Origin of the sequence: Massilia sp. HP4, from assembly GCF_005222695.1 — a bacterium.
In the GTDB taxonomy this organism is placed as follows: domain Bacteria; phylum Pseudomonadota; class Gammaproteobacteria; order Burkholderiales; family Burkholderiaceae_D; genus Telluria.
This window is the reverse complement of record NZ_STGG01000047.1, coordinates 1-21,681: the sequence shown is the minus strand read 5'-3', so window position 1 is coordinate 21,681 and position 21,681 is coordinate 1. Positions and strand designations below refer to the sequence as shown.

Genomic DNA, 21,681 nt, shown 5'->3' with positions numbered 1-21,681 from the left:
TCTCTAGACTTTTTCCCATGGTCACGGCAATTGTTGGGCCTGGGGGTAAGTCTTTTCACTTGAGGAGGAAGCAACCATGTTATTCATTATCTGGATCGTCGTCGGCGGCATCCTGGGCTGGCTTGCCAGCATGGTCATGAAAACCGACGCAGAGCAAGGCATCATTCTTAACGTTGTCGTTGGTATCGTGGGCGCCTTCCTGGGCGGCTGGCTGCTGTCGCCGCTGTTTGGCAGCGGCACCATCAATTCAGACGACTTCAGTGTCGCTTCGCTCCTGGTCTCGTTCCTGGGCGCGGTCATCCTGCTGGCCATCGTGAATCTGCTGCGCCGCGGTCGCGTTCGTTAATGCACGCGGAACGCAACCTGTAAAAACCAACGCCGCGTGCGTTGGTTTTTTTTCCTCTGTGGTTTTATTGATGAGCCAAAAAATGTTCTGGACAGTGTTGATCACGATCGCCGCGACGCTGGTGCTTGGCGTGCTGGCGCTGAATTTCATGCCGAGCGAAAAGCAGATCGAACGGCAACTGACACGGCAGTACGATACCCGCGACCCGCAATTCCGCCGCTCGATGGGTGTGCTGCTGGGTCCCCCTATTCTTGAAGGAAACAAGGTCGAGGCCTTGATCAATGGCGACCAGATCTTTCCCGCCATGCTGGCCGCGATCCGCCAGGCCGAGAAATCGATCAATCTCGAGACGTATATCTACTGGTCCGAATCCATCGGCAAGGAATTTTCCGATGCGCTGTCCGAGCGCGCCCGCGCCGGCGTGAAAGTCCACGTCATGCTCGACTTCATGGGCAGCATGAAGATGGACAACGCACTGGTCGACGAGATGAAGAAGGCCGGCGTGCGCGTGCAGCGCTACCACAAGCCGGTCTGGTGGAAGCTGGCGCGCATGAACAACCGCACCCACCGCAAGCTCCTGGTTATCGACGGCAAGATCGGCTTTACCGGCGGGGTCGGCATCGCCGACCAGTGGCGTGGCAATGCCGAAGACGAGAATCACTGGCGCGACAGCCACTTTCGCATAGAAGGCCCGGTGGTCGGCCAGATCCAGGCCGTGTTCAACGATAACTGGACCAAGGCCACCGGCAGCGTCCTCGATGGCCCCGACTACTTCCCTGCGCTCGAGCCGAAAGGCACGATGCCGGCCCAGATGTTCTCGAGCTCGCCGACTGGCGGCAGCGAGAGCATGCACCTGATGTACCTGATGTCGATCACCGCCGCGCGCGAGACGATCGACCTGTCGGCCGCCTATTTCGTGCCGGACGACCTGACCATCCGCACCCTGATCGCGGCCGCGAAACGCGGCGTGCGGGTGCGGCTGATCACGCCGGGCGCGATCATCGATTCGGACCTGGTGAAAGCCGCCTCGCGCGACCGCTGGCCCGAGCTGCTCGATGCCGGCGTGCAGATCTCGGAGTACAAGCCGACCATGTACCACGTCAAGACGCTGATCGTCGACAAGCTGCTGGTCTCGGTCGGGTCGACCAACTTCGACAACCGTTCGTTCAGCATCAATGACGAAGCCAACCTGAACGTGATGGACGAGGCATTCGCGGCGCAGATGAGCGAGATCTACGAACAGGACTGGGCCCGCGCCACGCCGGTCACCGAGCACAAGTTCGCCAAGCGCACCGTGTGGCAGCGCTTTGCCACCTGGGCGGCATCGCTGGTCCAGAAACAGCTGTAGTAAACACGGCAAAAAGCGGGAAATGCGGAATTTGCTTGCGCGGTCGAAATAGCGGTTGACGATCCATCATGGGATTACCATACTCATGGACGCTCCAGAATTTCATGAGTATCCCTTCCCAACCAGATCACACGCGCATGAAAAAAACTCTTCTCTCGCTCGCCATCCTGAGCAGCTTCGCCGCGCACGCGGACGAAGGCATGTGGATGCCGCAACAGCTGCCACAAGTAGCCAAGCAACTGAAAGCCGCCGGCCTCAAGCTGGATCCCGCCAACCTGACCCGCCTGACCGAGTTCCCGATGGGCGCCATCGTCAGCCTGGGCGGCTGCTCGGCTTCCTTCGTGTCGCCGCAAGGCCTGGTGGTCACCAACCACCACTGCGTCTACGGCAGCATCGCCGTGAACTCGACCCCTGAACGCGACCTGCTCACCAACGGCTTCCTGGCCAAGACCATGGCCGAGGAACTGCCTGCCTCGCCGGGCAGCCGCATCTTCGTCACCGATGAAGTCACCAACGTCAGCAACCAGGTCATCACGCCAGAAGTGGCCAAGCTGACCGGCAAGGCCCGCATCGACGCCATCGAGAAGAACCAGAAGACCCTGGTGGCGGCCTGCGAGCAGGACGCCGGCTACCGCTGCACCGTGGCCAGCTACTACGGCGGCCTGGAGTTCTATCGCATCAAGCAGCTCGAGATCCGCGACGTGCGCCTGGTGCACGCGCCGGCCAACGGCATCGGCAAGTTCGGCGGCGACACCGACAACTGGATGTGGCCGCGCCACACCGGCGACTACGGCTTCTACCGCGCCTATGTCAGCCGCGATGGCAAATCGGCCGAGTTCTCGAAAGACAATGTCCCGTACAAGCCGAAGCACGTCATCAAGCTTGCGCAAGACCACGCCAAGGAAGGCGATTTCGTGATGGTGCTGGGCTACCCGGGCCGCACCAACCGCCACCGCCTGCCGTCCGAAGTGGCCTTCACCTTCGACTGGAACTACCCGGCTTTCGTGCAGGCTTCGGGCGAGACCCTGGCCATCATCGACCGCGAGACCAGGAACGACCCGGCCGCCAAGCTGAAATACGCCGGCCAGATCGCAGGCGTGAACAACTACTACAAGAACCGCAAGGGCATGCTGGTCTCGTACCAGGGCAGCGACTTCTTGCAGCGCAAGACCGCCGAGCACAATGCACTGAAGGCCTGGGTGAATGCCGACGCATCGCGCAAGGCGCAATACGGCGCCGACATCGAAGCGGCCGAGAAGCTGATCGCCGAGCGCGACGCTGGCACTAAAAAAGGCTTCTTCCTGACCTATGCGCAGCCGAAGTTCCTGAGCTCGGCGCGCACCCTGTACCGCCTGGCCAACGAACGCGCCAAGCCGGACACCGAGCGCAAGACCGGTTACCAGGATCGCGACCTGCCGCGCCTGACCTCGGTCGTCGAAGGCCAGGACCGCACCTACGACGAAAAAGTCGACAAGGCGCTGGTGCTGAACTTCCTGAAGCAATACAACGCACAGCCGGCCGCCGAGCATGACGCAGCGTTCGACGCCGCACTGGGCATCAAGCCGGGCATGAGCGAAGCCGATCTGAAGTCGGCGCTGGACCGCATCTATGCCGGTTCCAAGCTGGCCAGCAAGGAGGAGCGCACCGCCTGGCTCAAGAAGTCGCCGGCCGAGTTCAAGGCCTCGAACGACAGCTTCATCAAGGCCGCGGTCGCGATGTACGACGCCGACATCAAGGATGAAGAAAAAGGCGAAGAATCGGCCGGCAAGATCCAGCAAGCCTACGGCAACTACATGAAGGCCAAGATCGCCTACATGAACAGCCGCGGCCAGGCCGTCTACCCGGACGCCAACAGCACGCTGCGCGTCACCTTCGGCAAGATCGCGGGCCGCGACGTGGGCGCCGACGGCACCACCGGCTGGACCGCCTTCACCACCGTCTCGGGCGTGACCGCCAAGCACACGGGCGAAAGCGAATTCGATGCGCCGGACAACCAGCTGGCCGCGATCCAGGCCAAGAACTTCGGCAAGTACGTCGATCCGAAGCTCAAGACCCTGCCGGTCAACTTCCTGGCAACGCTGGACATCACCGGCGGCAACTCGGGTTCGGCCGCGCTGAACGCCAAGGGCGAACTGATCGGCCTGGCCTTCGACGGCACCCTGGATTCGATCATCTCGGACTGGGACTTCAACAACAAGATGACCCGCGCGATCCAGGTCGACACCCGCTACATGCTGTGGAATATGAAGGAAGTCGACAAGGCGGATAATCTGCTGAAAGAGATGAACGCGCTGTAATCGTTCCTGCTCCACGAAGGGCCGCGCCACCGCAAGGGGCGCGGCCTTTTTTCATAGCGTTCGTGCAGTCCATTCCGCTGTTTCGCCCGTCTATCGCGCGCGCCGCGACCCGTTGCAAGGTGCTCGCTACACTGGCGTCATACAAGTTCGGGAGAGCGAGATGAAACACACCCTGATAGGCTGCCTGGCCGCGCTGGGCATGCTGTGCGCGAGCGCCGCGGCGCAAGAGAGCCTCGATGCCAAGACCCTGGCCGGCGCCCGCGCCGCGGTCGAAGACCTGCAGCGCATCGTGGCGCCGCACGGCCTGCAAGAGTCCTATACAACCCGCATTGGCGGCATCGACCAATGGATCAATGTGCGCGGCCAGGACCGCGCCAATCCGATGATCCTGTTCGTGCATGGCGGCCCGGCGTCGCCCATCGTGCCGACCATGTGGCAGTTCCAGCGGCCGATCGAGGAATTCTTCACGGTCGCGCACTACGACCAGCGCGGCGCCGGCAAGACCTATGGCGAGACCGATCCGGCGATCGTGGGCGAGACGATCCACATCGCACGCTATGTCGACGACCTGATCGAGGTCGCCGAACACCTGCGCGGGCGCTACGGCAAGCAAAAGCTGGTGCTGATGGCGCACAGCTGGGGCACCGTGATCTCGATGGCGGCGTCAATCAAACGCCCGGACCTGTTCCATGCCTATGTCGGCATCGGCCAGGTGATCAGTACCCGCGAGAACGAGCGCATCAGCTTCGAGTACGCGCTGGAACAGGCCAGGATCCACGACGACAAGGAAGCGCTCAAGGAGTTGCAGGCGATCGCGCCCTACCCGGGCGACCAGCCGATCACGCGCGAGCGCATCGTGGCGGCGCGCAAGTGGCCGCAGCACTACGGCGGGCTGTCGGCCTACCGCAGCGAATCGACCTACTTCTTCAAGGGTCCTCTTCTCTCTCCCGATTACACGATGGACCAGGTCAAGGCCATCAACGCCGGCAGCCTGCTCTCGCTGGGCCGGCTGCTGCCGGAATTCGTCGACGTCGATTACTCAAAGGTGAAAGAGTTTCCGATTCCGGTCGTGATGTTCCTGGGCCGGCACGACTACACGACGCCGACCGCGCCGACCGAGGCCTGGCTGGCGCAAGTTGAGGCGCCGTCGAAAAAAGCGGTGTGGTTCGAGCGCTCGGCCCATATGGCGCCCTGGGAAGAGCCGGGCAAGACCCTGGTCAGCCTGCTGGAGTATGTGCGGCCGCTGGTGAAGTAGGCCGCATCATCGCCAACAGTTCGCTAGCTATCTGCTGGCCCAGCGAATAGATGTGGAAGCCGTCGACGAAGCCATGGTGGGCCTGCACCGAGAACGGCAGCACCAGCTTGCCGTCCGCGCCATCGCGAAAACGGCCCCAGGCCAGCGAGGGAATATCGGAGCGGACCAGGCGCGTGGTCGGGTGCTGGATCGAGGTGAACTCGAGCCAGGGGATGCAGGTGACGAAGACCTGGTCCTTGGCGTCGCGCGGCGACAGGGTGGCGTAGCGCCCGTTCAGCCCGGTCATGTTCGCCGCTTCGAGACCGGCGGCGCGGCCGCGCGCGACGAACTCGCGCAGGTCGTCCGACCAGTCGAAGGTGGCGAAATTGAGGTCGTCGTTCTGGTTCTTGACGGTGAACGACGGGATCAGTCGCTCGATGCGGATCACTTCGCCGTCGACGATGCGGTAGCGGAAGTTCTCGATCCTGAGCACCGAGCGCAGCACCGCGCACAGCAGCACGTGGAACGGGGCCAGGCCCTGTGCCTTGCACCACGGGCGAAAATCGGGCAGCTCGAGCGGGAAGCACAGGTTGACCGACGGGCTGTCCATGCCGTCGAACAGCGCGAAACGGTCGCGCCGCTGTTCGAATTTGTCCATCGCGGTTGTCCTTCTTACTGTGCCTTGTTCAGGCGGCTGTTGCGCATGCCGTAGGCGAAGTAGGCCACCACGGCTACCCCCATCCAGATGAAGAAGACGCGGAAGGTGGCAGGCGACAGGTCTTTCATGATGTACAGGCAGGCCAGCACCGACAGGCCCGGGACCACGTAGGGACCGAAGGGCACGCGGAAGCCCGGTGGCGCGTCCGCGCCCTGGCGCTTGCGGATCACCGGCACCGCGATCGAGACCACCATGAAGGCGGTCAAGGTGCCCATGCTCACCATATCCCACAAGAAGGTGGAGTCGACGCTACCGGCCACCAGGCCCACCACGAGGCATACGATCATGGTGTTCTTGACCGGCGCCTGGGTGCGCGCGCTCACCTTCTGGAATACCTGCGGGATCAGGCCGTCGCGGCTGATTGCGTACAGGATGCGGGTCTGGCCATAGATCGTCACCAGGGTCACCGAGAACACCGAGACTACGGCGCCGGCCGACAGCACCAGCGCCGGCCAGGCTTGTCCGGTCACGTTCTGCAGGATCACCGCCAGGCCGGCCTCCTGGCCCTCGAACAGATGGGCCGGCTGGGCGCCCATGGCGGCCACCGCGACCAGCATATAGAACACGGTCACGATGATCAGCGCGGCCAGGATCCCGATCGGGACGTTGCGGCGCGGGTCTTTCACTTCTTCGCCGGCGGTGGCGATGGTGTCCAGGCCGATGAAGGAGAAGAACACGGTGCCGGCGGCGGCGGTCACGCCGGCCATGCCGGCATAGCCCGAGGCCTCGTTCATATTGAAGAAGGGCTGGAAGTTATTGGCGTCGAAGCCGGTGAAGGCGATGGCGGAGAAGAACACCAGGATCGCCAGCTTGATGATCACCATGATGGCGTTGGTAGTGGCTGACTCCCTGGCGCCGCGCACCAGCAGGAAGCCGCACATGATCACCAGCAGGATCGGCGGCAGGTTGATATTCCCCGGATGGAAGGTCACGTTATGGTGGTCCGAGACGAACATCGGGGAACGCAGTTGTTCCGGTATCTGCCAGTTGAAGGCATTGAGCAGGAAGTTGTTCAGGTAGTCGGACCAGCCGATCGAGGTCGCGCTGGCGGCCAACCCGTATTCGAGCAGCAGGCAGGCGGCGACGATGAAGGCCGCGAATTCGCCGACGGTGGCGTAGGCGAAGGAATACGACGAGCCCGAGGCCGGCACGCGGCCGGCCAGTTCGGCGTAGCACAAGGCCGTCAGGCCGGCCGTCAGCGCGGCCAGCAGGAAGGACAGCACGACCGCCGGACCGGCCTTCGGCACCGCCTCGACCATCGTGAAGAAGATGCCGGTGCCGATCGTGGCGCCGACGCCGATCATGGTCAGGGGGAACAGGCCGAGCGAGCGATGCAGGCCGGGCACGGCGCCGGCGACGCCGACGCTGGCGGTTTCCTCATGATGCGGTACTGCCGATTTGGTACGTAACAGCTTCTGGCCCAGGGTCTGGTTCACGGCGAGTCCTTCAATGCGCGTTGGCGATCGCGGCTCGGCAGCCGCAGCTCGTCAGTCTCAAAATGAAGGAGCGATTATAGGGGACTCCGCCTCCCCCGCAATAAATAGTTTAAATAAGGTGCATTCGCTGCGCATCTTTGATAGAATTTCTTCCGTCGACTTACCGTAGCCCGCGAACACAGACCATCAGGCGGGCTTTTTTTTGGCATTAAAACATGCTTTTAAACTGCATCTAATAAGGACTCCCATGATTTCTGCAGCTTCCCGCCCCTATATCGACGCCTCGGTTCCCGTCCTGCGCCAGCACGGTCCGGCCATCACGACAACCTTCTACGCCAATATGTTCAAGGCCCACCCGGAGCTGACCAATCTGTTCAATATGGGTAACCAGGCCAGCGGCGTGCAGCAGCAGTCGCTCGCCTCGGCGCTGTTCGCCTACGCGGCCAATATCGACAATGCCGCCGCCCTCGGCCCGGTGGTGAACCGTATCGTCCACAAGCACGTCTCGGTGGGCCTGACCGCCGCCCACTACCCGATCGTCGGCTTCCACCTGCTCGGCGCGATCAAGTCGACCCTGGGCGACGCCGCCGTCGATCCGCTGATGAAGGCGTGGGAAGAAGCCTATGGCTCACTGGCCAAGGTCTTCATCGACGCCGAAACGAAGCTGTATGCCGATGCCCGCATCGAGGCCGGCTACCTGCGCGCGATGCGGGTGACCGAAGTCGTCCGCGAAAGCGAGAACGTGCTGTCGATCCGCTTCGTGCCGCAGGACGGCCAACCGCTGCCGCCGTTCAAGGCCGGCCAGTACGTGAGCGTGGAAGCGATCTTCGACGACGGATTCCGCCAGCTGCGCCAGTACAGCCTGTCGGATGCCCAGGGCCTGGATTCGATGCGCATCTCGGTCAAGCGCGAGGAAGGCAACCAGAATATCCCGGCCGGCGCCGTGTCGAACTGGCTGCACCGGAACGTGGAAGTGGGCGATATCCTGCAGGTGAGCCATCCGTTCGGCGACTTCTTGCCGGATACCGAGTCCGACGAGCCGGTGGTGCTGCTGTCGGCCGGCGTGGGCATCACCCCGATGATCGGCGCCCTGAACCGTATCGCCCTGGTCAACCCGCAGCGCCGCGTAGTCTTCGCGCATGCCGCGCGCAGCGCCGAGCATCATCCGCACCAGGCAGACATTGCCGCCGCCGAGGCGCGCATGCCGAACCTGCAGGTGGTGACCTTCCATGAAGAAGGCAACGCTCCAGGCACCCTGCCCGGCTTCATGGACCTGGCGCGCCTGCCGTCGTGGCCGCGCACCGAGGCCAACGTCTATATGTGCGGACCGTTGCCGTTCATGCAGGCGCAGTGGGGTGCGCTGCTGGAAGCCGGCACGCCGGCCAGCCGCATCCACCGCGAAGTGTTCGGCCCTGACCTGCTGGATAATCTGTTGTAATCAATCCAGCAGGTGCACCCGGTCGCCAGTGATGCTGCGCTGGGCCGGGTGACCATACACGCGGATGCCGCCCGAGCCCGAGGTGCGGGCGAACAGCGACTGCTTGACGGTGGCGCGGATGCCGCCCGAACCGCTGGCGCCGAGGTCGGCGTCCATCGTCTGCAGCCCGGCCAGGTCGACGTTGGCCGAGCCGCTCACGCGGGCGCTCAGCGAGCGCACCGCGCCGCCGCTGGCGTCGAGCGAGCTCGAACCGCTCAGCTCCACGCGCGCGCGGTCTCCCTTGACTTCACCCAGGCGCGCACGGCTCGATCCCGACAGGGTCGCGTCAATACCGTCGGCCTGCAGCCGGCTTGCATCGAGCAGGCCCGACCCGCTCGAACGCGCGTTCAGGCTGTCGACCTTGCCGGAGAGGCGCACGTCGGACGAACCGCTCTTGCGTACGTCGAGCGGCGCACCGCTCAAGCCTTCGACCTCGACGCGGGTGGCGCCCGAGGCACGTACTTCAGACAGCCGCGGCGTGGTGTACACAATGCGCAGCGGGCTCTTGCTACGCAGGCTTTTTTCGGAATAGATGCGCAGGGTGTCGCCCTTGGTCTCGGTGACGATCAGCGGCAGCAGGTTGCTGTCCGCCTCGACGACCAGCGACGGCGCCGGGCCGACGCGCACCTCGACCGGCAGCGAGCCGCTCACGCTGATGGCCGGCAGTGCCTTGACCTCGCGCTGGTCGCGCGCGGCGATGCCGTTGCCTTCCTTCGCATCGCTGCTCCACGCGGTGTGCACGCGCGTATCGCCGTCGCCTGGCGCGACGATGATGGCGCAGCCGGTGAGTGCTGCAAGGGAAGCGAGGGCAATGAGGGTACGCATGGCAGTCCAATCAGGTTTGTTGTTCGAGTGATGGCACTCTAACAATCCCCCTTTTCTACCGCCATCTGCATGCGACAAACTGCAAAAAAGAGGGCCTGGACTGCGCATGGACGGCGCGAACCAGTCAGCTGCCGAACAGCGTCTTGTACTCGCGCGGCTGCGAACGCAGGTACTGGGGTGGCGCAAATACCTGGTCGCCCAGTTCGGCCGCCGCATGCCAGGGCCAGCGCGGATCGAACAGCATGGCACGCGCCAGGCCGATCAGGTCGGCCTGGCCTTTCTGCAGGATGGTTTCCGCGTGCTGCGCTTCGGTGATCAGGCCCACGCCGATGGTCGGCAGGCCGGATTCTTCCTTGATGCGCTCGGCGAAGCCGATCTGGTAGCCCGCTCCCAGCGCGATCTGCTGGTGCGGCGAGACGCCGCCGCTCGAGACGTGGATGAAGTCGCACTGCAGGCGCGCCAATTCCCGGGCCAGGCGCACGCTCTGCTCCAGGTCCCAGCCGCCTTCGACCCAATCGCTGGCCGAGATGCGCATCCCGACCGTCATCGACGGCACGGCGGCGCGCACCGCGGCGAATACCTCGAGCGGGTAGCGCATGCGGTTTTCCAGCGAACCGCCATACTCGTCGTCACGCTGGTTGGCCAGGGGCGACAGGAACTGGTGCAGCAGGTAGCCGTGGGCGCCGTGCAGTTCGATCGCATCCAGGCCGAGCGCATGGGCGCGGCGGGCGGCGGCGACGAAGGCATCCTTCACGCGCGCCAGGCCCGCGGCGTCCAGTGCCAGCGGCACCGTGTCGCCGTCCGCATGCGGCACGGCGGACGGGGCTTCGGTCTGCCAGCCGCGCGGCTGGTCGAGCGGAATGTTGCCGCCACCCTCCCACGGCACTTCGGTCGAGGCCTTGCGGCCGGCATGGGCCAGTTGGACGCCCAGCTTGATCGGGGAATGACGGCGGATCGCGGCGACCACCGGCTCGAGCGCTTTCGCGTGCTCGTCCGACCACAGGCCCAGGTCTTCAGGCGAAATGCGCCCCTCCGGCACGACGGCGGTCGCTTCCAGGATCAGGAGTGCGGCGCCGGACAGCGCCAGGCTGCCGAGGTGGATCATATGCCAGTCGGTGGGCAAGCCATCGGCGGCGGAATACTGGCACATCGGGGCGATCACGATGCGGTTGGACAGCTCCAGCGCGCCGAGGGAATACGGGGAAAAGAGCATGCTCATGATGACTCCTGCAGATCGAGGATCATCAGTCTAGCCCGGCGGACGGATTCGTGCAGGCGGCAAAAGAGCGAGCCGCGGCTCGCTCTTCTTTAATTGATGCGCACCACCATGATCCCGGCGCGCAATCCTACCCGCACGTCAGGGTTCGGGAACACGACCAGTTCCTCGTCGCGCTGCACGGTATAGACCGTGTCGCCATCGGAGGCGATCACCTCGCCCTGCTTCATCGGCGTGAAGTTCCAGGTCTCGCGGCCCACGCGCATGGTGAATGCGTCGGACAGCTTCATGATCGACTGCGCCGTCGCGAACACGTGCGGCGCCGCCTTCGCCTCTCCAGCAGGCTGGCCGCGCAGCAAACGGTCGAGCGCCTTCGACGCATCGGCGAACTGCGACAGGTCGTTCTGCCCCAGCGTGCCGACCCGCCCCAGCTCGACCGTGCTGCCGGCCGCGCCCAGGTGTTCGCAGGTGAAGTAACTATAGGTGCCGGCCGAAGCCGGGTTCATGATGACGGCCCCGATGCCGGCCTCGCCCAGCCAGTCGACCAGGCCTGTGCGCGCCGTGTCTTCGATCAGCTCGGGCACGATCGCGAACATCGGGTAGTGCGAAGGCCGGATCGCCGTATGCAGGTCGAAGTGCCAGCGCTGCGGGCCGCTGCCGTCAAAAAAGGCGCGGGTGGCCGCGATCAGCACGTCGGCGCGTCCCGCCTCGAAGGTGCCGGCCAGCGAGCCGCGCTCGAGACGGAACATCCGGTTCAGGTCCGCGTCGACAAAACGTTTGCCGAGCCGGATCGCGTCGATATTCCCGACGCACAGCATCAGGTCCACCGCCAGCGCATCCGGGGTACGCGACAGCGCCTCGACCAGGTACGCGACCATCTCGATCGGCCCGGTCTCGTCGCCATGCACGCCGACCGACACCAGCACGCTGGCGCGCGCCGGATCGGGCGTCGTCGACTTCACGGTCAGCACACCGGATGCCGGCTGCGCAACCGCGAAGCCGGCATCCTGGAAGCGCTGCGCGACCGAGGCGAAGTCCGCCTCGGCCAGCGCGCGCACTGCTTCGGGCAATGCGCTCACGACTCAGGCCGCCAGGCGTTCTGGGTTCAAGCCTTCGGACAAGGCCCACACATCCAGCATCGCCTGCTCCAGGTCGGCCGGCTGGGCGAAGCCGGAGAGGCCGCGCGCAGCCATCACCTCTTCCACCGCCGCTTCCATATTGCTGCCATTGCTACCTGCACGCTCGATCACCTGCAGCAGGAGGCGCTGCTGGGCGCGGCGCAGCGACTGCAGCGCATAGTTGCGCAGCTGCTCTTGCGACTTGCTCTGCGCCGGCAGTTTCAGGCCCAGCTCCAGCGTGTCGATGCCGACCTTCTGGCGCAGCACGGTGCCGATCTGCAGGAACTGCAGCAGGGTCATGCCGCCCGGACGCTGCACCGACACCGCCGCGAACAGGAAGGAGGCCTGCGATTCGATGATCTCGACCGCCTTCCAGGCCGCCGCGAACGGCACCGGCAGGCCGGTGTGGCCGTCGGCTTCGGAGCGGATCTGCGGCGCCTGGCTCGCGTCCGCTTCGGCGAACAGGGTCGACAGCTCCTTGAGGCCTTCCGAATTGGCCGGCAGCGACAGCACGCCTTCGACCGTGGCGCGCAGCATGGCGCGGCTGCGGTTGTCGACCGAAACCGACACGTCGCGCGGCACCACCAGCGCATCGTGGTCGAGCGCCTCGAATACCGGCGCCAGGTGCAGGGCCGCCCAGGCGCGGGCCCAGGCCTTCACCACTTCGGTCTCATCGATGCGGTGTTCCAGCGCCAGGTCGCGCAGCATCAACGGGCCGCAGCGGTTGACCGCCTCGTTGGCCAGCACGGTGGCCAGGATGGTATTGGCCAGCGGGTGATCCAGCGGATCGCGGGTCGCGACCAGTTGCGCCGGGAAGTAAGGACGCAGCAGCGAGTCGGCCCACACTTCAGAGGTCAGGTCGAGCGCCGCCAGGGTGCGCTTGAAGCGGTTCTTGACGTTGGCAATGACCACCGCCAGTTCCGGCGCCGTCAGGCCCAGGCCCAGCGACTTGCGGCGCTGCAGTTCGACGTCCGCCGGCAGTTGTTCCAGCTCGCGCGAGACCGCGCCTTCGGCTTCCAGGTTGCCGATCAGGGCAATGTAGCCGTCGACCACCGCGCTATTGGCCTGCGCCTGCACTTCGCGGGTCAGCAGATGGGTCTGCAGCGTATTGTCGCGCAAGACCAGGCGCTCGATCTCGCCCGTCATCTCGTTCAGGATGCGGTTACGGTCATTCTCTGGCAGCTTGCCGGCGTTGACTTCGGTGTCGAGCCAGATCTTGACGTTCACTTCGTGGTCCGAGCAATCCACGCCGGCCGAGTTGTCGATCGCATCGGTGAAGATGCGGCCACCGCTAAGGGCGAACTCGATGCGGCCGGCCTGGGTCGCGCCCAGGTTACCGCCTTCGGCCACCACCTTGCAACGAAGTTCGTTGCCGTCGACGCGGATCCCGTCGTTGGCGCGGTCCTTTACTTGCGCGTGGGTCTCGGTCGAAGCCTTGATATAGGTGCCGATGCCGCCGTTGTAGAACAGGTCGACCGGCGCCTTGACGATGCGGTGCATCAGTTCCTGCGGAGGGAGCGAGGTCTCTTCGATGCCCAGCACTTCGCGGATCTGCGGCGACAGCTCGATCGAACGGGCGCTACGCGGATACACGCCGCCGCCCGCCGAGATCAGGCTCCGGTCATAATCTTCCCACGACGAGCGTGGCAGCGCGAACATGCGCTCGCGTTCCTTGAACGAGACTTCGACATCCGGGGTCGGGTCCAGGAAGATATGGCGATGGTCGAAGGCCGCCACCAGCTTCAACTGGCGCGACAGCAGCACGCCATTGCCGAACACGTCGCCCGACATATCGCCCACGCCGACCATGGTGATCGGATTGTTGGCCAGGTCGTGGCCCAGTTCGTAGAAGTGGCGCTTGACCGCTTCGAACGCGCCCTTGGCGGTGATGCCCATCTTCTTGTGGTCGTAGCCGTTCGAGCCGCCCGAGGCGAAGGCGTCGCCCAGCCAGAAGCCGCGCTCGACCGCGATGCTGTTGGCGATGTCCGAGAAGGTCGCGGTGCCCTTGTCGGCCGCCACCACCAGGTAGGGGTCGTCCTGGTCATGGCGCGCGGTCGCTGGCGGCGGCACGATCTCGCCCTGCACGCGGTTGTCGGTCACTTCGAGCAGGCTTGCGATGAACAGGCGGTAGCATGCCTCGCCTTCGGCCGCCACCACTTCGCGCGGGGCGCCGGCAGGCATCTGCTTGCACACGAAACCGCCCTTCGAGCCGGCCGGCACGATGACGGCGTTCTTGACCATCTGCGCCTTCACCAGGCCCAGCACCTCGGTGCGGTAGTCTTCCATGCGGTCCGACCAGCGCAGGCCGCCGCGGGCGACCGGGCCGCCGCGCAGGTGCACGCCTTCGAAGCGGCGCGAGAACACATAGATCTCGCGGAATGGACGCGGCTCGGGCGCCAGCGCCAGGTTGCTGGTGTCGACCTTGAAGATGATCTTCTCGCCGCTGTTCTGGAAGTAGTTGGTGCGCACGGTGGCCAGCGCCAGGTCGACCAGCGCGCCCATGATCTCTTCGGTGTCGGCGTGGTTCACGCTCGGCAGGCCGGTCTTGAGGGTGGCCAGCCTGGTGCTGCCTTCGTTGCGCTGCTCTTCGCTCAGGGCCGGGTCGAAGCGCTCCAGGAAGCCGGCGACGAATTCCTTGACCAGCGCAGGCTGGGTGCGCAGCGTTTCGGCCATGTAGCGCACCGAGAACTTGGAGCCGAGCTGGCGCCAGTAGCTGATGTAGGCGCGCACCAGCTGCACTTCGCGCAGCGCCAGGCCGCCTTCGATGGTGAGACCGTTCATGCGGCCGTCTTCGGCCTCGTCGTTGAACAGGGCGCTGAACAACTCTTCGGCGACGTTGGCGATGCCCGGCTTGGCCAGCTTGGCCGCGCTCTCGGCATCGACCGTCAGCGCACTGACGTAGCGGCGCACGCCATCCAGGCCGGTGTGGCGGTAGGTCTGCTCGCGGTCGACCGCGATGCCGGCGTTCTGCAGCGCCGGCAGGATGCGCGACAGCGACGGCACGGTCTCGCTCGAATAAAGGCGGATCGAGGCGCCGGCGGCGTCATCGTGTTCGATGCGCGCGGTCACGCGGTCCGGGCGGCACTTGGTGAGCAGCGCATGCACGTCGCGGAACGCGGTTTCGGGCGCGGTGGCGGCCACGAAGTTCACTGGCAGGGTCGGCACGATCTTGCGCATCAGGCTGCGCTGGCGGCTCTCGTCGACCGAGTTGATCAACTCGGCGAAGCGGTCGTGCCAGCCATCGAGCACGCCCAGCAGCGGACGCTGGATGTCGCTTTCCAGGTCGAGCGGGTAGCGCGCGGCGTGGGCGGTCAGGTAGACGCGCGCCAGCGGGCCATCGGCCACCAGGGTCTGGACGTCGACCTCGCGCGCGCCCGAGCTGTCCTTGAGGGCAGCGGCCAGGCTCGATGCAACGGCATTGCTGAAGCGCTCGCGCGGCAGGTAGACCAGCACGTTCAGGTGGCGCTGGTAGACGTCGCGGCGCGCGAACACTTTCGCGCGCGGCTGCTTGTACAGCGAGACCACGGCGCCGCAGACCTCGGCCAGCCATTCCGGCTCGGCTTCCAGCGCTTCGGTGCGCGGCAGCGATTCGAGGATCTCGATGAATTTCTCGGCGCGGAAGCCTTCCTGGCGCACGCCGGCGATGGACAGCACGCGCGCGACGCGGCCGCGCGCGAACGGCAGGCGCGCCAGCGGGGTCGAGGTGGCGGCGCGGGTGAACAGGCCGATGAAGCAGTGCTCGCCCAGGATCTTGCCTTGCGCATCCAGGTCGCGCACGCCGATGAAGTCCAGCGGCGCATCGCGGTGCAGCGTGCCGGCGACGTCGGCCTTGACGATCGACAGGTTCTCGGCGCGCAGCGACAGGGTCTCGAAGTCGCCCGGGATGCTGGCCAGGCAGGTGCCGTAGACCGGATGGTCAGTGTCCTTCAGCACACCGATGCGGCTCGGGATGTCGCGTTCGAGTTCGCGCGCGCCCGGCTTGACGACGTAGTAGGCGTAGCCGAACGGCTCGTAGCCTTCGTTCTTGGCCCACTCGAGGAAGGCCGCGACTTCCTGGCCTTCCGGGGTGCCGGCGGCAGCGGCGGCGGCGGCGACGGCCGTCATGCGGTCGCCCATGGCGACGGCGTCACGCTGCACGGTGGCGGCGTCGTTGGCGACCATGCGCAGGCGCGCGGTCAGCTTGTCCAGCTCTTCGAATTGCAGCTCGTCGTTCAGCAGGCACAGGACGATCGATTCCAGCGGGCTGCCGGCTTCGCCGACGGCCACCACCGCGCCTTGCGCGTCACGGCGCACCGCCAGCACGGCGTTCATCACGCCGGCGGCGGTGATGCGTTCGCGGCGCAAAGCCATGACGAAGGAGTCGACCAGGTAAGGACGGTCGTCATTCAGGATCAGGAGTGCGGTGGCGGTGCCGCCGCGGCCGTCCGAATAGCGCATGTTGGCGATCTGGGCGCCGGGGCCGGTACGCTGGGCCAGTTGCGAGAATCCCTCGACCAGCACCGGAGCCAGGCTGTGCGGCGCGGTGCCGGCCAGGTCTTCGTCGTCGAGCGATCCGAGCCAGGCGGCGATCAGGGCATTGACCTGGGCGCTGTTGGCGGACTGGTTTGCACCGACCAGGGCGAGCGTCTGGTTGCGCAAATCGTTGGGCATGTCTTTCATCTTGCTTCTCCAAAGTTGTGTGCCTGGTGCGCCATCGGCTCGTGGCCTTGCGCGCTTCCCTGCTTATGCTGGACAGGGATCTCCCGTCCGGATACTACATCGTTACAAGTCGTACAGCCCCGGCAATCCGAGGATGCGTGTGAGTTCTTCCAGCGCCGCGGCGCATTCGATGGCCAGCTGCGGGTCGGCCAGGTCTTGCGGCTCGACGCGGTCGCGATAATGTTGTTCAACCCAGGCGACCAGCCGCGCATATAGCGTCTCGGTCATGATCACGCCCTGGTGCATGGCGGCGGCTTCTTCGTCGGTCAGCACCACGCGCAGGCGCAGGCAGGCCGGTCCGCCGCCATTGCGCATGCTCTGGCGCAGGTCGAATTCGACCAGCTCGTCGATCGGGCCGCCGCTGGCGACCAGGCCGGCCAGGTAGTTCGAGACCGCCGCGTTCTCGCGGCACTCGTGCGGCACCACCAGCGCCATGCGGCCGTCTGGTTTGGACAGCAGCTGGCTGTTGAACAGGTAGCTGGCCACCGCATCGGCCACCGGCACCTGGCTGCCGTCCACGCGCACGGCCTGCAACTCCGTGTCGACGCCGGCCAGCGCGCGCCGGAGCGCCTCCAGCGTGCCCGCCTCGTCGGCGAAGGCCTGCTCGTGATAGAACAGCACATTGCCGTTGCCGACCGAGATCACGTCGTTGTGGAACACGCCCTGGTCGATCACGTCCGGATTCTGCGCGGCGAACACGGTGCGCGCCGGGTCCAGGCCATGCAGGCGGGCGATGGCCTGCGAGGCTTCCAGCGTCTGGCGCGCCGGGTATTTTTTCGGGCTTGGCGCCGACGGATCGAACTCGACCCGGCCATACACGAAGAACTCGACGCCGGGGGCGCCATGGCTGGCGGCAAAGCGCGTGTGGTTGGCGGCGCCTTCGTCGGCGAAGGCCGGCACCGAGGGCAGCGTATCGTGCACCACGAAGCGATTGCTATCGGCGAAGATGGCGCGCAGGGTGCGGGTAGCTTGCAGGTGCTCTTCGGCGCGGTGCAGCTTGTTGTTCAGGTTGGCGGCGGTGAAATGCACGCGGCCGTCGAGCGAGTCGGCCGACGGGCTCACGGTGCCGGCGTTCGCCGTCCACATCGGCGCGGCCGACCAGGCGCAGGCCAGGATCACCGGCGCTTCGCGGTAAGCGCGCGCGAGGACATCTGCATCGGTGCCAGAGAAGCCCAGGCTGCGCAGCAGGCGGAAGTTCGGGCGTCCCTGCGGCGGCATCACCGCCTGGGCGAAGCCGCGCGCGGCCAGCTCGCGCATCTTGGCCAGGCCCTGCAGCGCGGCCTGGCGCGGATTCGAGGCCGCGCGCACATTATTGAACGAGGCGACGTTGCCGAACGAGAGGCCGGCATAGTTGTGCGATGGGCCGACCAGGCCGTCGAAATTGAATTCGCGGGCGTCACGCATGCTTACGCTCCCTTGCCCGGGAAGGCCAGGCCGGGCGACAGCTTGGCCGGCAATTCCAGCGCCGCCGTCTCGATCGAGGCCACCGGATAGGCGCAGTAGTCGGCCGCGTAATAGGCGCTCGGGCGATGGTTGCCCGACTTGCCGACGCCGCCGAACGGCGCCGAGCTGGCAGCTCCGGTAGTCGGCCGGTTCCAGTTGACGATGCCGGCGCGAGCGCGGACGGAAAAACGCGACCACAGTTCCTGGCTCGGCGACAGCAGTGCCGAAGCCAGGCCGAATTCGGTGGCGTTGGCCACGCGCAGGGCGTCGTCGAAGCTGTGCACGCGGATCACCTGCAGCAGCGGGCCGAACCACTCTTCGTCCGGAATACCTTGCGCATCGGTGGTGTCGACGATGCCGGCGGTGACGAAGCCGGCATTGGTGTCGAGCTGGCGCATCTGCAGCAGGATCTTGCCGCCCTTGGTCGCCATATCGGCTTGCGCCTGCACCAGGCGTGCGGCCACGGCGCTCGAGACCACCGGCCCCATGAACGGTTGCGGCTCGGCGTTCGATGGGCCGACCTGCAGCTGTGCCGCCACTTCGACCAGGCGTGCCAGGAACGCCTGGCCCGCCTCGTTATCCTGGATCACCAGGCGGCGCGCGCAGGTGCAGCGCTGGCCGGCCGAGATAAAGGCCGACATCACGGTGTGATGGACGGCGGCGTCGATATCTTCAGGGTTGTCGCTGAGGTCCCAGACCACCAGCGGATTATTGCCACCCATTTCCAGCGCCAGCATCTTGCCCGGCTGGCCGCCGAACTGCTTGTGCAGGGCGGCGCCGGTCTGGCTGCTGCCGGTGAACAGCACGCCATCGACCAGCGGCTCCTGGCCCAGCGCGATGCCGGTCTCGCGGCCGCCATTGACCAGGTTGAGCACCCCTGCCGGCAGGCCGGCCTTGGCCCACAATTGAACAGTCTTGACGGCGGTGCGCGGCGCGTATTCGCTCGGCTTGAACACGACGGTGTTACCCGCGATCAGGGCCGGCACGATGTGGCCGTTCGGCAGGTGGCCGGGGAAGTTATACGGGCCATACACGGCGAACACGCCATGCGGGCGGTGGCGCAGCACGGCATTGCCGTCGGCGACCTTGCTGGCCGTCTCGCCGGTGCGTGCGCCGTAGGAAAGGACAGAAATGTCGATCTTGTTGGCCATGGTGGCCACTTCGGTGCGCGCTTCCCACAGGGGCTTGCCGACTTCCTCGGCAATGGTCGCCGCCAGCTCCTCGGCGTTTTCCTTCAGCAGGTCGCGAAAGCGCGTGGCGACCGCGATGCGTTCGTCCAGCGACGCCAGCGCCCAGGCTTCGAAGCTGTCGTGGGCGGCTTGTGCAGCACGCGCCACGTCGTCCTGCGTCGATTCATTGCTGGTCCAGGTCTGGCGGCCGGTCGAGGGATCGACCGTGGCCAGTTCGCGACCGCTGCCGGCGAGCCACTCGCCATTGATGTAGTTCGATAGATTAGCCATGGCTGTTTTTCCTGGTATTGAGTGTCAGGGTACGCACGTTGTCGCCCGCGCTGCAGCGCAGCTGAATCAATTCCTCAGGCGTCAGGGCCACGCTGGTGGCGCCGGGCACGGCGCGGGTCAGGATCATCCGGAAATCGTCGAGGCGGGTGTTCGACACCAGCATGTGCTCGGTGTCCGGCGCCGCATCGTGATCCTCCGCGGGCAGCCCTTCGGCCGCCACCGCCAGCACGCTGTCGCGCACTGCGCGCAGCTCGGACACGCGGCCCTGCAGCACCGGGCCGGCGTCGAAGATGTCGACATAGCCCTCGTAATGCATGCCTTCTTGCTCCAGCAGGCGGCGCGCCGGCTGGGTCGAGGTGTGCACCTTGCCGATCACCTCGCTCGCCGATGGCGGCAGGTAGTCGACGTACAGCGGCTGGCGCGGCATCAGCTCGGCGATGAAGGATTTCTTGCCGATCGCGGTCAGGCCGTCGACATGGTTGAAATCCATCTTGAAGAAGTGGCGGCCCAGGCCTTCATAGAACGGCGAGTCGCCCGCCTCGTCCTGGTAGCCGCGCATCTCGGCGATGATCTTTTCGGTGAACAGGTGAGAGAACTGGGCGATGAACAGGAAGCGGCTCTTGGACAGCCACTTGCCGTTGAAGCCGGCGCGGTACTGCGGCAGCAGGAACAGCGAGCACAGTTCGGTCGAGCCGGTCAGGTCGTTCGACAGGTACAGCGTCTCCATCCGGGTGAACACGTTCAGCTCGCGGCTGCAGTGCACCAGGGTGCCGATGCGGTAGTTGTAGAACGGCTCGGTCAGGCCGACCGCGCCCTTGATCGCGCACACGCCGGCGATGCTGGCGTCTTCGGTATGCTCCAGCACGAACATATAGTCGCGTTTTTCGGGCGCGATGGTCTCGGCGAACGAGGCCTCTGACGTCGCCAGGCGCTGGCCCAGCATCTCGGGATCGGGCTTCAGGGTGGTCATGCCGCTGCCGGCCTGGCGCGCCATCTCGATCAGGGCGTCCAGGTCGGACAGTTTGGCGGAACGGATCACGAGCATGCGGCTTCTCCCTGGATGCGCACGCACACGACTTCGTCGCCCGTCGTCACGCCCAGCGCCTGCTGGACGTCGCGCGCGAGCGCGATGGTGTGCGCGTGTTCGATCGGCGCCGAGCGCACGGTCACGGCGCGAAAACCGTTGTCGAGAGCAGCCACGGCATACTCGACCGGTTCCACGTCAGGTGCAGGTCGCGGGGAAGATTCGGGGCCGGCGCCGACGCGCACCCGGTGCGAGGCGCAGAACGAACGCAGCGCATTCTTGTGTGCCTGCAGGATCGGGCCGCCATCGAAGATGTCGATGTATTCGTCGGCCTCGAAACCTTCTTGCGCCAGCAGGTCGAAGGCCATCTGGCCGCCCGGATGGATCTGGCCCAGCGCGGCCTGGGCGTCGCCCGGCAGCAGCGGCACGTAGACCGGATAATGCGGCATCAGCTCGACGATCAGGGTACGGTTGCGGGCGCCCTCGATCAGGCGCTCGGCTTCGAGGAAGTCCATGCTGAAGAACTTGCGGCCCAGCGCATTCCAGAACGGCGACTGGCCGTCGGCATCGAGGCGCCCGGCCAGCGGCACGAAGAAGCGGTCGCCGAAGCGGTGCGGGGCCAGCGTGGCGTACAGCAGGCGCGCGCGCGACAGCAGCGCGGCCTCGACGCCGGCGCTGTCGCGGTGGCGCAGGAAGAAACCCGAGAGCTGCGAATACGCGGTCAGCTCCGAGCACAAGGTGAGCGCGTGCACGCTGTGGCTGATGTTCAGGTCGCGCGAGACCTGCTGGATCACGTCGTTGCGGAAGGCGAAATAGGTGCCGTTCGAGCCGGCCGAGGCGTGGATGATGGCGGTGCCGACCACTTCGCGTGCATTCAGGTCATCCTGCAGGTCTTCGAGCACGAACAGATACGACTCTTCGCTCGGGATATCGACCTGGGCCGCGAACGAGGCGATCGAGCGCTCGACCGCGGCGACAATGCCTTCGCGCGTGCGCGGCAGCGTGTGCACGCCCGGCATCGAGATGGCGGCCATCGCCTCG

Annotated in this window: 15 protein-coding genes; 5 read left to right on the top strand and 10 right to left on the bottom strand. The window is 65.8% G+C overall.

The genetic code is table 11. The features are described from left to right. Positions 1-76: 76 nt before the first annotated feature. The 4 genes from E8M83_RS17035 to E8M83_RS17020 all read left to right on the top strand — a co-directional run bounded on the left by E8M83_RS17035 (position 77) and on the right by E8M83_RS17020 (position 5,246). The gene (locus tag E8M83_RS17035; RefSeq protein WP_137174542.1) at positions 77-346 is read left to right on the top strand and encodes a GlsB/YeaQ/YmgE family stress response membrane protein; all 270 of its coding nucleotides are present in this window, start codon (positions 77-79) and stop codon (positions 344-346) included. Between the two features lie 82 nt (positions 347-428). Beyond that, on the top strand, positions 429-1,694 hold the full coding sequence (gene cls / locus E8M83_RS17030) for a cardiolipin synthase (RefSeq protein WP_170976846.1): 1,266 nt from the start codon (positions 429-431) through the stop codon (positions 1,692-1,694). Positions 1,695-1,831: 137 nt separating this feature from the next. Next, positions 1,832-3,991, top strand: a complete 2,160-nt coding sequence (locus E8M83_RS17025) for a S46 family peptidase (RefSeq protein WP_137174676.1) — start codon at positions 1,832-1,834, stop codon at positions 3,989-3,991. A gap of 160 nt (positions 3,992-4,151) precedes the next feature. Beyond that, on the top strand, positions 4,152-5,246 hold the full coding sequence (locus E8M83_RS17020) for an alpha/beta fold hydrolase (protein WP_137174541.1): 1,095 nt from the start codon (positions 4,152-4,154) through the stop codon (positions 5,244-5,246). Here E8M83_RS17020 and E8M83_RS17015 read toward each other — a convergent pair. Both E8M83_RS17015 and E8M83_RS17010 read right to left on the bottom strand, forming a co-directional pair. After that, positions 5,209-5,883 (bottom strand): CatA-like O-acetyltransferase, encoded by a 675-nt coding sequence (locus E8M83_RS17015; RefSeq protein ID WP_137174540.1) that lies wholly within the window; start codon positions 5,881-5,883, stop codon positions 5,209-5,211. The two genes, E8M83_RS17020 and E8M83_RS17015, sit on opposite strands and share 38 nt — an antisense overlap. Positions 5,884-5,897: 14 nt before the next feature. Then, the gene (locus tag E8M83_RS17010; protein ID WP_137174539.1) at positions 5,898-7,379 is read right to left on the bottom strand and encodes an APC family permease; all 1,482 of its coding nucleotides are present in this window, start codon (positions 7,377-7,379) and stop codon (positions 5,898-5,900) included. A 247-nt stretch (positions 7,380-7,626) separates the two neighbouring features. Between E8M83_RS17010 and E8M83_RS17005 the strand changes: the two genes are divergently transcribed. Continuing rightward, a complete protein-coding gene (locus tag E8M83_RS17005; RefSeq protein ID WP_137174538.1) occupies positions 7,627-8,817 on the top strand; it encodes a globin domain-containing protein in 1,191 nt (396 codons plus the stop codon). Here E8M83_RS17005 and E8M83_RS17000 read toward each other — a convergent pair whose 3' ends face one another. From E8M83_RS17000 to E8M83_RS16965, 8 genes are all read right to left on the bottom strand, one after another. Continuing rightward, on the bottom strand, positions 8,818-9,681 hold the full coding sequence (locus E8M83_RS17000) for a head GIN domain-containing protein (RefSeq protein WP_137174537.1): 864 nt from the start codon (positions 9,679-9,681) through the stop codon (positions 8,818-8,820). It lies immediately after the preceding gene. 124 nt (positions 9,682-9,805) lie between these two features. Next, entirely contained in the window at positions 9,806-10,900 is a 1,095-nt protein-coding gene (locus E8M83_RS16995; protein ID WP_137174536.1) for an NADH:flavin oxidoreductase/NADH oxidase, read from the bottom strand. A gap of 89 nt (positions 10,901-10,989) precedes the next feature. Further along, a complete protein-coding gene (locus E8M83_RS16990) occupies positions 10,990-11,976 on the bottom strand; it encodes a succinylglutamate desuccinylase (protein ID WP_137174535.1) in 987 nt (328 codons plus the stop codon). A gap of 3 nt (positions 11,977-11,979) precedes the next feature. Continuing rightward, positions 11,980-16,674 (bottom strand): NAD-glutamate dehydrogenase domain-containing protein, encoded by a 4,695-nt coding sequence (locus E8M83_RS16985; RefSeq protein WP_137174534.1) that lies wholly within the window; start codon positions 16,672-16,674, stop codon positions 11,980-11,982. A 102-nt stretch (positions 16,675-16,776) separates the two neighbouring features. Further along, positions 16,777-18,117: an N-succinylarginine dihydrolase gene (astB, locus tag E8M83_RS16980; protein ID WP_137174533.1), complete on the bottom strand. Its 1,341-nt coding sequence runs from the start codon at positions 18,115-18,117 to the stop codon at positions 16,777-16,779. A gap of 2 nt (positions 18,118-18,119) precedes the next feature. Further along, entirely contained in the window at positions 18,120-19,616 is a 1,497-nt protein-coding gene (gene astD, locus E8M83_RS16975) for a succinylglutamate-semialdehyde dehydrogenase (protein WP_137174532.1), read from the bottom strand. Continuing rightward, the gene (gene astA, locus E8M83_RS16970) at positions 19,609-20,661 is read right to left on the bottom strand and encodes an arginine N-succinyltransferase (RefSeq protein ID WP_137174531.1); all 1,053 of its coding nucleotides are present in this window, start codon (positions 20,659-20,661) and stop codon (positions 19,609-19,611) included. Before astA ends, astD begins: the two co-directional genes overlap by 8 nt. Next, positions 20,652-21,681, bottom strand: a 1,030-nt coding sequence (locus tag E8M83_RS16965) for an arginine N-succinyltransferase (protein WP_229491612.1), incomplete at its 5' end; no start/stop codon positions are given. The genes E8M83_RS16965 and astA, both read right to left, overlap by 10 nt.